This is a genomic window from Streptomyces sp. NPDC004284, from assembly GCF_042874035.1.
Lineage (GTDB): Bacteria > Actinomycetota > Actinomycetes > Streptomycetales > Streptomycetaceae > Streptomyces.
In genome coordinates this window covers 113,940-128,213 of sequence record NZ_JBIAMJ010000019.1, presented here as the reverse complement: position 1 = coordinate 128,213, position 14,274 = coordinate 113,940, and the positions used below count along the sequence as shown (strand labels likewise).

Annotated in this window: 11 protein-coding genes and 2 pseudogenes; 4 read left to right on the top strand and 9 right to left on the bottom strand. The window is 71.7% G+C overall.

Annotation, left to right across the window (positions count from 1 at the left end):
• Nucleotides 1-21 precede the first annotated feature (21 nt).
• The 5 genes from ACFYUS_RS33900 to ACFYUS_RS33880 are packed head-to-tail and all read right to left on the bottom strand — an operon-like array spanning nucleotide 22 to nucleotide 6,038.
• Complete coding sequence (locus ACFYUS_RS33900) at nucleotides 22-1,101, bottom strand: LacI family DNA-binding transcriptional regulator (protein ID WP_388861062.1); 1,080 nt, start codon at nucleotides 1,099-1,101, stop codon at nucleotides 22-24.
• Nucleotides 1,089-2,762, bottom strand: coding sequence for a glycoside hydrolase family 13 protein (locus ACFYUS_RS33895; protein ID WP_388861059.1), 1,674 nt, complete (start codon nucleotides 2,760-2,762; stop codon nucleotides 1,089-1,091). Before ACFYUS_RS33895 ends, ACFYUS_RS33900 begins: the two co-directional genes overlap by 13 nt.
• Before the next feature lie 53 nt (nucleotides 2,763-2,815).
• A complete protein-coding gene (locus tag ACFYUS_RS33890) occupies nucleotides 2,816-3,700 on the bottom strand; it encodes a sugar ABC transporter permease (protein ID WP_388861167.1) in 885 nt (294 codons plus the stop codon).
• 26 nt (nucleotides 3,701-3,726) lie between these two features.
• Entirely contained in the window at nucleotides 3,727-4,740 is a 1,014-nt protein-coding gene (locus tag ACFYUS_RS33885; RefSeq protein WP_388861056.1) for a carbohydrate ABC transporter permease, read from the bottom strand.
• Nucleotides 4,741-4,760: 20 nt separating this feature from the next.
• Nucleotides 4,761-6,038 carry an extracellular solute-binding protein gene (locus ACFYUS_RS33880; RefSeq protein WP_388861053.1) on the bottom strand — a complete coding sequence of 426 codons (1,278 nt, stop codon included), beginning with the start codon at nucleotides 6,036-6,038 and terminating at the stop codon, nucleotides 4,761-4,763.
• A gap of 335 nt (nucleotides 6,039-6,373) precedes the next feature.
• On the opposite strand from ACFYUS_RS33880, the gene ACFYUS_RS33875 reads away from it, so the two are divergent.
• Nucleotides 6,374-7,408, top strand: a complete 1,035-nt coding sequence (locus tag ACFYUS_RS33875; RefSeq protein WP_388861050.1) for a LacI family DNA-binding transcriptional regulator — start codon at nucleotides 6,374-6,376, stop codon at nucleotides 7,406-7,408.
• Nucleotides 7,409-7,482: 74 nt separating this feature from the next.
• Nucleotides 7,483-8,409: a phosphatase PAP2 family protein gene (locus ACFYUS_RS33870; protein ID WP_388861047.1), complete on the top strand. Its 927-nt coding sequence runs from the start codon at nucleotides 7,483-7,485 to the stop codon at nucleotides 8,407-8,409.
• 128 nt (nucleotides 8,410-8,537) lie between these two features.
• Here ACFYUS_RS33870 and ACFYUS_RS33865 read toward each other — a convergent pair.
• Nucleotides 8,538-8,930: pseudogene (locus ACFYUS_RS33865) on the bottom strand (amidohydrolase family protein); the annotation flags it as partial.
• Nucleotides 8,931-8,941: 11 nt separating this feature from the next.
• Nucleotides 8,942-9,298: pseudogene (locus ACFYUS_RS33860) on the bottom strand (amino acid transporter); the annotation flags it as partial.
• Between the two features lie 192 nt (nucleotides 9,299-9,490).
• Between ACFYUS_RS33860 and ACFYUS_RS33855 the strand changes: the two are divergent.
• A complete protein-coding gene (locus ACFYUS_RS33855) occupies nucleotides 9,491-10,105 on the top strand; it encodes a TetR/AcrR family transcriptional regulator C-terminal domain-containing protein (protein WP_388861044.1) in 615 nt (204 codons plus the stop codon).
• Here ACFYUS_RS33855 and ACFYUS_RS33850 read toward each other — a convergent pair.
• Entirely contained in the window at nucleotides 10,096-10,506 is a 411-nt protein-coding gene (locus ACFYUS_RS33850) for a VOC family protein (protein ID WP_388861041.1), read from the bottom strand. The two genes, ACFYUS_RS33855 and ACFYUS_RS33850, sit on opposite strands and share 10 nt — an antisense overlap.
• 63 nt (nucleotides 10,507-10,569) lie before the next feature.
• On the opposite strand from ACFYUS_RS33850, the gene ACFYUS_RS33845 reads away from it, so the two are divergent.
• Nucleotides 10,570-11,010 carry a MarR family winged helix-turn-helix transcriptional regulator gene (locus ACFYUS_RS33845; protein WP_388861038.1) on the top strand — a complete coding sequence of 147 codons (441 nt, stop codon included), beginning with the start codon at nucleotides 10,570-10,572 and terminating at the stop codon, nucleotides 11,008-11,010.
• Here the strand turns inward: ACFYUS_RS33845 and ACFYUS_RS33840 are convergent.
• The gene (locus ACFYUS_RS33840) at nucleotides 11,007-14,009 is read right to left on the bottom strand and encodes a bifunctional [glutamine synthetase] adenylyltransferase/[glutamine synthetase]-adenylyl-L-tyrosine phosphorylase (RefSeq protein ID WP_388861035.1); all 3,003 of its coding nucleotides are present in this window, start codon (nucleotides 14,007-14,009) and stop codon (nucleotides 11,007-11,009) included. The two genes, ACFYUS_RS33845 and ACFYUS_RS33840, sit on opposite strands and share 4 nt — an antisense overlap.
• Nucleotides 14,010-14,274 lie beyond the last annotated feature (265 nt).

Here is a 14,274-nt window from a genome sequence, read left to right as displayed (position 1 = left end):
CGGACACCCCGACGCAAGTTGTTACGAAAGGACTTGCGGAAGCCGGGTCGGCGGCTGCGCCGTGGAGCCGCGCACCACCAGTTCCGGCTGGAAGACGAACTCCGTGCGCTGCACCGGGTTTCCCTCGATCTCCTCCAGGAGCGCGCCGACGGCGGCCGTCGCCATGGCCTGCACGGGCTGGCGCACGGTGGAGAGCGGGGGACTCGTGAAGGCGATGAGCGGGGAGTCGTCGAAGCCGACGACGGAGACGTCGCCGGGCACGTCGAGGCCGCGGGCCCGGACCGCGCGGATGACGCCGAGCGCCATCAGGTCGGAGCCGCAGACGATGCCCGTGCAGCCCTCGCGGAGCAGGATGTCGGCGGCCGCGTGCCCGCCCTCGACGCCGAAGAGCGTGGGCCTGATGAACCGTTCGGCCTCGGCGCGCTCGACGCCGAGGAGCTCGTACAGCTCGGCGGTGAAGCCCTCGGCCTTGCGGCGCGAGGGCACGTAGCGGGTGGGGCCGATGGCGAGGCCGATCCGCTCGTGGCCCAGCTCGACCAGGTGCCGGACGGCCATGCGGGCCGCGGCCCGGTCGTCCGGGGAGACGAAGTTGGCGTCGATGTGCTCGTTGTAGCCGTTGATGAGGACGTACGGGACGCCCCGGTCCGACAGCCGGGCGTAGCGGGCGGGGTCGGCGGTGGCGTCGGCGTGCAGTCCGGAGAGGAAGACGATGCCGGCCACCCCGCGCTCCACGAGCTGGTCGACGAGCTCGTCCTCGGTGGCGCCGCCGGGCATCTGGGTGCAGAGCACCGGGGTGTAGCCGTGCCCGGCGAGGACCTGTTCGACGACCTGCGCGAAGGCGGGGAAGATCGGGTTGGTCAGCTCGGGCACGACGAGGCCGACGAGGCCCGCGCTGCGGCGTTTGAGCCGTACGGGACGCTCGTAGCCGAGGACGTCGAGGGCCGCGAGCACCTTGTGCCGGGTCGCGCCGGCCACCCCCGCCTTGCCGTTGAGGACGCGGCTGACGGTGGCCTCGCTGACCCCGGACTGGGCCGCGATGTCCGCGAGCCGCGGGGCGCCGTTCCCGGTGCCCCGCGGCAGGGGGATCGTCACACCGCCCACCAGACGGTGGTGTCGGCGGGCAGCTCCACCGTCCCCTCCGCGGCGGAGCTGCCCACCTCCTCGTTGGCGAGCAGATACCGGCCGGGCAGCGGGACGGTGATGGCCCGGCCGGTGGTGTTGGCGGTGCAGACGAATCCGCCGCGGCGGAAGGAGAGCACACCCTCGGGTGCCTCCAGCCACTCGACGGAATCGCCCGCACCGAGTTCGGGGCGCTCGCGCCGGACGGCGAGGGCGCTGCGGTAGAGCTCCAGGGTGGAGCCGGGGTCGCCGGTCTGCGCCTCGACGCTCAGGGCGCTCCAGGTCGCGGGCTGCGGCAGCCAGGAGCCGCCGTCGCCGAAGCCGTACGAGGAGCCCTCGACGGTCCACGGGATCGGCACGCGGCAGCCGTCGCGGAAGCCGTCCTGGCCGCTGGCCCGCCAGAAGGACGGGTCCTGGCGGACCTCGTCGGGCAGGTCGGTGACGTCGGGCAGGCCGAGCTCCTCGCCCTGGTAGACGTACGCGGAGCCGGGCAGGGCCAGCATGAGGAGGGTCGCGGCGCGGGCGCGGCGCAGGCCGAGCTCGCGGTCGCCGGCCTCGCGGAGCTGGGTGCCGAGGCCCGCCGGGTTGGCGAAGCGGGTGGCGTGCCGGGTGACGTCGTGGTTGGAGAGGACCCAGGTGGTGGGGGCGCCGACCGGGCGCATGGCGTCGAGGGAGGCGTCGATGACGGCCCGCAGCTCGGCGGCGTCCCAGTGGGTGCCCAGGTACTGGAAGTTGAAGGCCTGGTGCATCTCGTCGGGGCGCACGTAGTTCGCGGTGCGGTCGACGGTCGGGGTCCAGGCCTCGGCGACGAGGATGCGCTCGCCGTCGTACTCGGCGAGGATCTGCCGCCAGGAGCGGTAGATCTCGTGGACGCCGTCCTGGTCGAAGAAGGGCATGACGTCGTTGCCGAGCAGCTTCAGCTGGTCGTGGGAGCCGATGTCCGGGAGGCCGGCGGCCTTGACGAGGCCGTGGGCGACGTCGACGCGGAAGCCGTCGACGCCCATGTCGAGCCAGAAGCGCAGGATGGAGCGGAACTCGTCGCGGACGGCGGGGTGCTCCCAGTTGAAGTCGGGCTGCTCCGGGGCGAAGAGGTGGAGGTACCAGTCGCCGGGGGTGCCGTCCGGGTTCTCCGTGCGGGTCCAGGCGGGGCCGCCGAAGATGGACTCCCAGTCGTTGGGCGGGAGTTCGCCGTTCTCGCCCTTTCCGGGGCGGAAGTGGTAGCGCTCGCGGAGCACCGAGCCGGGGCCCTCGCGCAGGGCGCGCTGGAACCACTCGTGCTGGTCGGAGGAGTGGTTGGGGACCAGGTCGACGATGATGCGCAGGCCCAGGTCGTGGGCCTCGCGGATCAGGGCGTCGGCGTCGAGGAGCGAGCCGAACATGGGGTCGATGGCCCGGTAGTCGGCGACGTCGTAGCCGGCGTCGGCCTGCGGCGAGGCGTAGAACGGGGAGAGCCAGACGGCGTCGACTCCGAGCCCCTTGAGGTACGGCAGCCGGCTGCGGACGCCCTCCAGGTCACCCATGCCGTCGCCGTTTCCGTCGGCGAAGCTGCGCGGGTAGACCTGGTAGATCACGGCGTCTCTCCACCAGCCCGTGTGCGTGCCGGTGGTGGGGGCGTCGGCCGGGGTGGCGAGATGCTGGGTCATGTCTTCCCTGGGTGGTAAGGAGGAGTGTCGTACGGGTGCGGTGCTCAGGGCCGTCAGCCCTTGACGGCACCGGCGGACATGCCGGTGACCAGGTGCCGCTGGGCGAAGAGGAACACCAGGGCGGCGGGGATGGCGATGAGCACGGAGGCCGCGGCCATCGGGCCCCACTGGGCGCCGTACTGGTTGACGAACTTCTGGAGTCCGCCGGCGAGCGTGAGGTTCTCGTCGCCGACCATGAAGGCGGAGGCGTAGGCGACCTCGCCCCAGGCGGTGATGAAGGAGTAGAAGGCGGTGACGGCGATGCCCGGCTTGGCGAGCGGCAGGATGAGCCGCCAGAAGGTGCCGAAGGGGGTGAGGCCGTCGACGTGGCCGGACTCGTCGATCTCGCGCGGGATGGTGTCGAAGAAGCCCTTCATCATCCAGGCGCAGAACGGGACGGCGATGGTCAGGTACGTGATGACCAGGCCGGCCGGCTGGTTGAGCAGGCCCATCGACGCCATGATGTTGTAGATCGGCACGATCAGGACGGCGACCGGGAACATCTGGGTGATGAGCAGCGTCCACATCAGGCCGCGCTTGCCGGGGAACCGGAAGCGGCTGACGGCGTAGCCGGTGGTGGCGGAGATGAAGACGCCGACGACGGTGGTGAGGCCGGCGACGAGCAGCGAGTTGCCGAACCAGGTGAGGAACGGGGTGTCGTTCAGCAGGTTCGTGTAGTTCTCGAACGTCGTCTCTTTGAAGAAGTCCGTGGTGGTCGCGTACTTCGCCGGCTTCAGCGAGGTCAGCAGCACCCAGAGGACCGGGAAGACGGCGATCACGGAGGCGGCGATCAGCGTGGCGTGCAGGCCGACCGAGGCGAGCGGCGAACGGCGGCCCCGGATCGGCTTGTTCGTCGGCCGGGCGCTCGCGGTCCGCGCGTTCACGGTCTGCGTGTTCATGCTCTGGGGGGTGGGGGTCGTGGTGGTCACCAGACTTCTCCCTGCTTGCGGAGGACGCGCCGGTAGAACGCGGCGAAGACCATCAGGAGGACCAGGATCAGCACGCCCCACGTGGACGACTGGGCGAAGTCGCGCGGGCTGACCTCGAAGGAGAACTTGTAGGCCTGGGTGACGAGGATCTGGGTGGCCTCGCCGGGCCCGCCCCGGGTGAGCAGGAAGATCACCGGGAACATGTTGAAGGTCCAGATGGTGCTCAGCAGGATCACGGTGGTGCTGACGGACCGGAGTCCGGGCATGGTGATGTGCCGGAAGCGCTGCCAGGCGTTCGCGCCGTCCATCTCGGCGGCCTCGTACAGCTCGCCGGGGATGGACTGGAGTCCGCCGAGGAGGGCGATCATCATGAACGGCACGCCGAGCCAGACGTTGGTCGCGATGACCGAGAGCTTGGCCCAGGTGGGGTCGTTGAGCCACGGGACGGCGTCGATGCCGCCGCCCGCGAGGATCTGGTTGAGGATGCCGCGGCGCTCGTCGTAGAGGAAGCGCCAGGCGAAGACGGAGACGAAGCCGGGGACGGCCCAGGGCAGGATCAGCAGCATCCGGTAGACGGAGCGGCCGGCGATCTTGCGGTTCAGGATGTTGGCGAGGCCGAGGCCGAGGGCGAAGGTCAGCGCCACGCAGGACACGGTCCAGACGACCGTCCAGCCGAGGGTGCCGAGGAACTGGCTCCCGGTGAGGGCGTCCTTGTAGTTGTCCAGGCCGATGAACTCGTAGGTGGCCGGGATCTCGTTGACGCCGATCGACCGTGCGACGTTCCGCTCGTTCGCGTCGGTGAACGAGAGGTAGATGCCGCGGACCAGCGGATAACCGATGATCACGCCGATCACGATCACCACGGGGGCGACCATCGCCCAGGCGTACCAGTGGGTGGAGAGGGAGCGCTTCGCCGCGCGGCGCGGCGTACCAGTTCCGCGGCTCCGGCCGCGGGCGACGCTGTCGCCCGCGGCCTTCGCCACCGACTGGCTGGGACTGTCCACAGCCATGAGCCGGCCTGCCTTCTTTCTTACTTCCAGTCCTTCAGGAGCTTGCGGTACGAGTCACCGATCGCCTTGGCGCCGGCCTCCGGGGTGGTCTGGCCGGTGAGGACCTTGGTGTACTCGACCTTGATGGGCTCGAAGAGGCTGCCGCCCTCCGGGATCCAGGGGCGCTCGACGGCCTTGTCGACGACCGGCTTGAAGAACGAGATCATCTCGTTGGTCGCGATGTCCGGCTTGATGTAGACGGACTCGCGGGTCGGGAGCAGGCTGAGCTCCTTGGAGATCCGCGTCTGGGTCTCGACCGAGGTCATGTACTCGGTGAAGGCGTACGAGGCGTCCAGGTTCTTGGAGCCGGCGTAGACCGCGAGGTTGTGGCCGCCCTGCGGGGCGCCCTGGCCGCCCGAGCCGGCCGGGACCGGGGCGATGCCCAGGTTCGCCTTGTCGGCGAACTCCTTGCCGGCGTAGGTGTCGGTGACGGCCCACGGGCCGTTGATCATCATGGCGACCTTGCCGTCCTTGAAGGCCGCCTGCATGTTGTCCCAGCCGTTGGTGGCGTCGGTGATCGCCGCCTTCGAGTCCACCAGGTCCTTCACGGTGGCGAGCGCCTTGACGCCCTTGGCGTCGTCGATCGTGACGGTCTTGTTGTCGGCGTCGACCATGTCGCCGCCCTCGCCGTACAGGAAGGAGAGGAACCAGTACGGGTCGTCGCCGCGCAGGTACAGGCCGGTCTTGCCGGTCTTCTGCTTGATCTTGGCGGAGACGGACTTGAGCTCGTCGATGGTCTTGGGGACCTGGACGCCGGCCTCCTTGAAGATCTTCTTGTTGTAGAAGATGCCCATGGAGTCGATGACCTGCGGGACCGCGTAGGTCTTGCCGTTGAACTTCGTGGAGGCGGTGGCCTGCTTCAGGAAGTCGTCGGAGTCCTTGAGCGCGGGGGTGCCGTCCAGCGGGGCGAGGTAGCCGAGGCTGGCGAAGTCGGGGGTCCAGGCGACCTCGGAGCGGATGACGTCGGGGGCGCCGGAGCCGGACTGCGCGGCGTTCTTGAACTTGTTCTGCGCCTCGCCGAACGGCACGTTCACGTACTTGACGGTGACCTTGGGGTGCTGCTTGGTGAACTCCTCGGCGACCTTCTTGAAGACCTTGTCCTCGGAGCCGACCGTGGAGGTGTCCCACCAGGTCACGGTGCCGGAGAGCTCGCCCGAGCTCTTCGAGCCCCCGTTGGAACCGCTGTCGCTTCCGCCGCACGCCGCCAGGGTCACGCCCAGGGCCGCGACCAGCGTGGTGGCCGCTATGCCACGCCGCATGTGAACTCCTTCAATGATCCCGGGGAGACGAGGGGCTGGAACCTTCCTCATGCGACCGCTCCCTCGCGGCGCTCCGGGTTGCCAGGAACGTAACAGGGATGAAAACGCGCCGAAAGGTCTTGCGAGAACTTTCTGCAAGGAACGGCGATCGTTACATTCACGTGTCCCTAAGGTTGCCGAAGGATCGCTTGACAGGGGCGATCAGACCCCTTTCCCGCCCGAATGCCCCCGCAAGACGCCCGCAAGGACTGCAAGGTCTTGCGCAAGCGCCTTGCCGTCACCGTGTGTGGGGCGGCGGTGGGCAATACGTCCCGTGACCGGTACAGTCCACCTTCATGACCGCGCGGCTCTCAGACATCGCAGCCCAGGCGGGGGTCAGTGAGGCCACAGTCAGCCGCGTGCTCAACGGCAAGCCGGGCGTGGCCACCGCCACCCGCGAATCCGTCCTTGCCGCGCTCGACGTGCTCGGCTACGAGCGGCCCGTACGACTGCGCCAGCGCAGCGCGGGGCTCGTCGGCCTCATCACCCCCGAGCTGGACAACCCGATCTTCCCCGCCCTCGCCCAGGTCATCGGGCAGGCCCTGACCCGGCAGGGGTACACGCCGGTCCTCGCCACCCAGACCCCCGGCGGGTCCACCGAGGACGAGCTCACCGACATGCTGGTGGAGCGCGGCGTCTCCGGCATCATCTTCGTCTCCGGACTGCACGCCGACACCACCGCCGACATGACGCGCTACGACCAGCTGCGCGGCAAGGGCGTCCCGTACGTCCTCCTCAACGGCTTCTCCCCCAAGGTCCAGGCGCCCTTCGTCTCGCCCGACGACCGGGCGGCGATGAAGCTGGCCGTGACGCACCTGGCCGCGCTCGGGCACACCCGGATCGGTCTCGCCGTCGGCCCGAAGCGGTTCGTGCCGGTGCTGCGCAAGATAGAGGGCTTCCAGCAGGGCATGCAGGAGCGGCTCGGCCTCGGCCCCGAGGAGTCCGAGGCGCTGATCCAGCACTCGCTCTACACCCTGGAGGGCGGTCAGGCCGCGGCGGGAGCGCTGATCTCCCGCGGCTGCACGGCCGTCGTCTGCGCGAGCGACATGATGGCGCTCGGCGCGATCCGGGCGGCCCGGCAGCAGGGTCTGGACGTCCCCCGGGACGTCTCGGTCGTCGGTTTCGACGACTCTCCGCTCATAGCGTTCACCGATCCGCCGCTGACCACGATCCGGCAGCCGGTGCAGGCGATGGGACAGGCCGCGGTCCGCGCGCTCCTGGAGGAGGTCGGGGGCACCCCGGCCCCGCACTCCGAGTTCGTCTTCATGCCTGAGCTGGTCGTTCGCGGTTCGACCGCCTCGGCTCCGGCGCCCGTGCGTCCTCCTTCCTGAGGTGGAGGGGGTGCACCCCGAACCCGACGGAGGGATGATCGGTCAGGGGGACGGATCTGGCAGACTCTCTCGCTATGGGTGAAACGACCGTGAAGAGCTTGGACAGCCGGACGACCCCGTCGTCACCCATCGTGGCGGGCGAGGGCAGGTTCGCACGGCTGCGCGCGCACACGCCCCGGCGTCCCACGATCTGGTTCGAGATCGTGCTCATCGCGGTGAGCTACTGGGTGTACTCGCTCACGCGCAACGCGGTGCCGGAGCAGAAGGCCGAGGCGCTCAAGAACGCCGACTGGATCTGGAAGACCGAGCAGTCCCTCGGCCTCGCCTTCGAGCACGCCGTCAACCACGCCGTGAACTCGGTGACCTGGCTGATCGTCTCGATGAACTACTACTACGCCACGCTGCACTTCGTCGTGACCATCGGTGTGCTGGTGTGGCTGTACCGATGGCACCCGGGCCGTTACGCGGCGTTCCGTACGGTCCTGTTCGCCACCACCGCCGTGGCCCTGGTCGGCTACTACCTGTACCCGCTCGCGCCGCCCCGGCTCATGGACAGCCAGAACTTCGTCGACACCGTGCTGGTCCACCACACCTGGGGCTCGATGGCCTCGGGCAACCTCAAGCACGTGTCGAACCAGTACGCGGCGATGCCGTCGATGCACATCGGCTGGTCGCTGTGGTGCGGAGTGACCATCTTCCTGCTCGCCCGGGCGCCCTGGGCGAAGATCCTCGGCCTGCTCTACCCGGCGGCGACCCTCGTCGTCATCGTCTCCACCGCCAACCACTTCTGGATGGACGCGGTCGGCGGCATGCTCTGCCTGGCCTTCGGCTTCGCCGTCTCCTACTTCTGGTACGGCTCCCGCCCGCACCGGCTGCCGCGCCTGGTGGAGCCGGCGGCGTCGACCCCGCAGCGGGGCGGTCCGCCCCCGGCGAAGGGGACGGACCGCGAGAAGGACGGCGAGACGGCCGAGTCCGAGGAGCAGGTCAGCTCCGGCCGGTGACCCTGCCGCCGGTCGGCCCTCGTGCGTGACCCTGCCGCCGGTCGGCCCTCGTGCGTGACCCTGCCGCCGGTCAGCCCTCGTACGTGACCCTGCCGCCGGTCGGCCCTCGTACGTGACCCTGCCGCCGGTCAGCTCCTGTACGTGATCCTGCCGCCCGCGACCGTCAGCCGGACCGGGGCCTCGGCCGTCTCGCCCGCCGGGGCCTGGACCGGGTCCACGGCGAAGGCGGCGAGGTCGGCCCGGAAGCCCGGGGCGATCCGGCCCGCGACCGCCTCCTCCCCCGCGGCGAGCGCCGCGTGCGTGGTCATCCCCTCCAGGGCCATCGGGCCGGTCAGCCCGCGGTGGGCCGAGGCCGCGCCGTGCGGGGCCCGGGCGGTGGCGAGGACCTGCCGGGCGTCGTAGTGGGCGATGGGCCAGTCGGAGCCGAGCGCGAGGTGCGCCCCGGCGTCCCGCAGGTCACGGCAGCGCCAGGCGCGGGCGGCCCGCTCCTCGCCGAGCCGCTTGGACCACTCGTCGGTGCCGAGGGCGGTGATCAGTCCGCCATGGACGGCGACGGCGGTGTGACCGGTGAGCTCGGGGTCGCGGACGCGGGCGTTGACGAGGACGAGGTCGGGTGCGGACACGAGGGGTCTCCAGGTTCGGACGGTTCGGCGGCGAAGCGGGCGTAGGTCTCGGGGCGGGTGCGGCGGAGCCGGAGTGCGAGGAGGAGCCCGAGGACGAAGACGGCGGGGGCGAGGGAGACCGGCACCGTGTTGACGGTGGTCGAGGCGCCGGTGAAGAGGTCGACGTGCGCGGTGACCAGGCCGATCGTCCCGGGCGTGTTCACCCAGAGCAGGAGCTGCTGGTACGGGTCGGCCCCGGCGAGCGCGAAGGCGAGGACCACGACGGCGGCGGAGACGACGAAGAAGGAGATGTCGGCGGTGGTGAGGGTGCCGGTTCTCAGCCCCGGGGGTCCGTCGGTCGTGGGTGAGGGCATGGCGGGGGAAGCCCTTCCGCGACAGGAAACCTAAAGGCTTTCGGTTTGCGCAATGTAGCCTCGCGTTCATCGATTCGGGAAGACCTGAACAGGGAGTGACGACTCATGGGCCGGCCGCGCAGACCCCTCCTCGACCGGGAGCGGATCACCACCACGGCGCTGGAGATCGTCGACGAACTGGGCGAGTTCAGCGTCCCGCAGATCGCGAGACGGCTCGGGGTGCAGACGGCCTCCGTCTACCACCACGTGGACGGCAGGGACGGCATCGTCGAGCTGCTGCGCGAGCGGGTGGCCGCCGCGATCGACGGCGCGACCCTCGCCCTGGAGCCCTGGGACGAGGCCATGGCCGCCTGGGCCCGCTCCTACCGGGCGGCCTTCGCCGCCCACCCGCGCGCGATCCCGCTGCTCACCACCTCACCGGTGCGCGCGCCGAAGGTCCTCGGCCAGTACGAGCACGCCGTCGGCCGCCTGCTCGACGCGGGTTTCGCCCTGCCGGACGTCATGCCGGTGATCATCGCCCTGGAGAACATCGTCCTCGGCTCGGCCCTCGACATGGCCGCCCCCGAGGCGATGTGGGAGCTGGCCGACGAGACGGCCACCCCGCGACTGGCCCGCGCCCTCGGCGCGGCCCCGGAGGGCCGTGCCGACCAGGCCTTCGAACTGGCCCTGGCCGGCCATCTGGCCCACGTCCGGGAGCTGCTCGACGCGGATCAGCCGTAGGACTGGAGCTCGATCAAGTACCCCTCGGGGTCGCGGAGATGGGCGGTCCGCAGGCCGGGCCCCCACTCCGGGCGGTCGGTCGCGCCGAGCACGGGGGCCCCGCCGGACTCCAGGCAGCGGGCGAGGGCCCCGTCCACGTCGGCGACCCGCAGGACGAGCATCGCGCCGTCCTGCGCGGGCGCGGGCCGGGCCGGCAGGTCCCCGGTGCCGAGGACGGAGGCCATCGCGGCGCGGTCGAAGAGCACCAGGACGGCCCGCCCGCCCGACTCCCAGCCGGCGTACGGACCGTCCGGCCCGCCCTTGTCGAGGACCGCGCCGGTCAGCGGCGGCAGGACCGCGCCGTAGAAGCGGAAGCAGTCGGCGAAGCGGGTGACGAGCAGGCGGGGGTACGGGACGTCCACGGCGGGCTCCTCGAAAAATAGTAGGTCCGCACCCACTATAGGAGTGGACCTTAGACTCCTGTCATGTCCTCCGCGCGATCCACCCCGCCCGCCCTGCTCGGCCTCAGCACCTATCTGCTCTCCAGGATCGGCAAGACGGCCCGGGGCAGACTGGCGGACCGGCTGGCCGGACACGGCCTGCGCCTCTGGGACATGGCGGTCCTCGCCGCCCTCTCCGACTTCGGGCCGCACGCCCAGCGCGACCTCGTCGTCCGGCTCGGCGTCGACCCGAGCGACATGGCCAAGGTCGTCGAGCAGCTGGCCGGCGGCGGATACGTCGAGCGGGCCCGCGACCCCGAGGACCGCAGGCGCGTCTCCGTCTCCCTCGCCCCCGCCGGACGGGACCTCCTCGCGGAGCTCGACGCCGAGGCCCGGGCCGTCCAGGACGAACTGCTCGCACCGCTGGACCCGGAGGAACGGGCCCTGCTCCAGGGCCTGTTGCTCCGGGTGCACCAGGGGCTCTAGGCCCCGTAGAACAGCTCCTCGACCACCGCGCGGGCCCGACGGGTGATGCGGCGGTAGTCGTCGACCATCTCGCCGACGTGTCCCGGCTCGTACCCCAGGTACCGTGCCACCGCCGCGAGTTCGCGCGGGGCCGAGGGGAAGGTGTCGCCGGAGCGGCCGCGGACCAGCATCACCGCGTTGCGCACACGGGTGGCGAGGACCCAGGCCTCGTCGAGGGTCTGGGCCTCCTCCGTCGGGATCAGACCCGCCGCGTGGGCGGCGGCCAGGGCCTCGCGGGTACGGGTCGTCCGCAGGCCCGGCTCGACCCAGCCGTGCCGCATCTGGAGCAGCTGGACCGTCCACTCGACGTCGCTGAGGCCGCCGCGCCCGAGCTTGGCGTGCAGGGTCGGGTCGGCGCCGCGCGGCAGCCGCTCGGACTCCATCCGGGCCTTGAGGCGGCGGATCTCGCGGACCGCGTCCTCGCCGAGGCCCTCGACCGGATAGCGCAACGGGTCGACGAGCTCGATGAACCGGTCGCCCAACTCCCGGTCGCCCGCCATGGGTTCGGCGCGCAGCAGCGCCTGGCTCTCCCAGACGAGCGACCAGCGGCGGTAGTAGGCCTCGTACGACTTCAGGGTGCGCACCAGGGGGCCGCTCTTGCCCTCCGGGCGCAGGTCCGCGTCGATCAGCAGCGGCGGGTCGGCGGTGGGGAGCTGGAGGAGCCGCCGCATCTCGGCCACCACCCGGTTCGCGGCCTTGGCCGCCTCCTGCTCGTCGACGCCCTCGCGCGGCTCGTGCACGAACAGGACGTCGGCGTCGGAGCCGTACCCCAGCTCGTGGCCGCCGAAGCGGCCCATGCCGATGACCGCGAACCGGGTCGGCAGCTCCTCGCCCCACTCGGCGCGCACGGCGGCCCGCAGGGCGCCGGCGATCGTCGCCGCGTTGAGGCCGGTGACGGCCTCCCCGACCCGGTCGACGAGCGCGCCCGGGTCCTGCTCGCGGGGGTTGTCCTCGGTGCCGTACGAGCCGATGAGATCGGCGGCGGCGGTACGGAACAGCTCCCTGCGGCGCACCCCGCGGGCCGCCGCGACGGCCTGCTCGGCGTCGTCCGCGCGGCCCACCGCGGCCAGGACCTCCTGCTCCAGATGGTCCTGGTCGCGCGGCTTCAGGCCCTCGGGGTCGCCGAGGAGGGCGACGGCCTCGGGGGCGCGCAGCAGCAGGTCGGGGGCGAGGCGGCCGGCGGAGAGGACCCGGGCGAGGTTCTCGGCGGCGGCGCCCTCGTCGCGGAGCAGCCGCAGGTACCAGGGGGTCTTGCCGAGGGCGTCGGAGACCTTGCGGAAGCCGAGGAGTCCGGCGTCCGGGTCGGCCGAGTCGGCGAACCAGCCGAGGAGGACGGGGAGCAGGGTCCGCTGGATCGCGGCCTTGCGGGTCACCCCGGAGGCCAGGGCCTCCAGGTGGCGCAGGGCGGCGGCGGGGTCCGCGTAGCCGAGGGCTTCGAGGCGCTGCCCGGCGGCCTTCGGGCTGAGCCGGATCTCGCCGGGGGCGAGCTGGGCGACGGCGTCGAGCAGCGGCCGGTAGAAGAGCTTCTCGTGCAGCCGCCGGACGACGGCCGCGTGCCGCTTCCACTCCTTGTTGAGGTCGGCGACCGGGTCGGTGCGCAGGCCGAGGGAGCGGCCGAGGCGGCGCAGGTCGGCCTCGTCCTCGGGGACGAGGTGGGTGCGGCGCAGCCGGTAGAGCTGGATGCGGTGCTCCATGGCCCGCAGGAAGCGGTAGGCCTCGTCGAGCTGGGAGGCGTCGGCGCGGCCGACGTAGCCGCCGGCGGCGAGGGCGGCGAGCGCGTCGAGGGTGGTGCCGCTGTGCAGGGTGGCGTCGCTGCGGCCGTGGACCAGCTGGAGGAGCTGGACGGCGAACTCGACGTCCCTGAGGCCGCCGGGGCCGAGCTTGAGCTCGCGCTCGACCTGGGCGGCGGGGATGTTGTCCACGACGCGGCGGCGCATCTTCTGCACGTCGGGGACGAAGTTCTCCCGCTCGGCGGCCTGCCAGACGAGCGGGGAGACGGCGTCGATGTACTGGGCGCCGAGCTCCAGGTCGCCGGCGACCGCGCGGGCCTTCAGGAGGGCCTGGAACTCCCAGGTCTTCGCCCACCGCTGGTAGTAGGCGAGGTGGGAGGAGAGGGTGCGGACGAGGGGTCCGTTGCGGCCCTCGGGGCGCAGATTGGCGTCGACCGGCCAGATGGTGCCCTCGACGGTGGTCTCCGAGCAGATCCGCATCAGGTGCGAGGCGAGCCGGGTCGCGGCCTGGATCGCCTTGGCTTCGCCCCCTTCCTGGTCGCCGACCTCCTGCGCCGGCTCCCCCACGAAGATCACGTCGACGTCGGAGACGTAGTTCAGCTCGTGGCCTCCGCACTTGCCCATCGCGATCACCGCGAGCCGGCACATGGCGGCGTCGGCGGGTGCGGCCGTACGGGCGATGGCGAGCGCCGCGCGCAGCGTCGCCGTCGCCAGGTCGGCGAGCTCGGCGGCGGCCTGGGCGACGTCGGTGGTGCCGCACACGTCACGGGCCGCTATGGCCAGCAGGCAGCGGCGGTAGGCGACCCGCAGCGACACCGCGTCGGTGGCCTCGGCGAGTCCCTGCTCGAACTCGGCGACCCCCGGGTGCAGGTCGGCCGCCTCGTACGTGACGAGGGACTCCCAGTCGCGCGGGTGCCGGGCCAGGTGGTCCCCGAGCGCCTCGGAGGAGCCGAGCACCCCGAGGAGCCGGTCCCGGAACGGCTTCGCGGACAGCAGCGTGGTGGTGAGGGTCTGCCGCTCGGTCTCGGGCTGCGCCTCCACCAGCCGGACCAGTCCCCGCAGGGCGAGGTCGGGGTCGGCGGTGGCGCCGAGGGCGTCGAGGAGGACGGGGTCGCCGCGCAGCGCGGACAGCTCGGGCACGTCGAGGAGCCGTTCGGCCCCCGAGGGGTCGGTGAACCCGTGCCGCAGCAGACGTGAGAAAGTACTGCTCCTGCGTCCCGGCACCGTCATTCCGCCGCTCCCTCCGAGCAGGTCCAAGCCCGGGACGAACCCGGGACATCGAGCCTATCCGCAGCGGGGGTCCCGGGCGCCCAGGGCCCGTCTCCCAGCCGGAGGACGGGCGCCGGGCCCGCGGAGTGCGGCGGACCTCACGTGACGTCCCGCACATCGCTCGCCCTCGCGGTCCGATGAACCGCATCATCCGAAAGTCCGTCTTGTCTTCCGCGGGACCGCCCCGCACGTCCGCCCTCTTGCCGAAAGCACGCCACCGAAGATG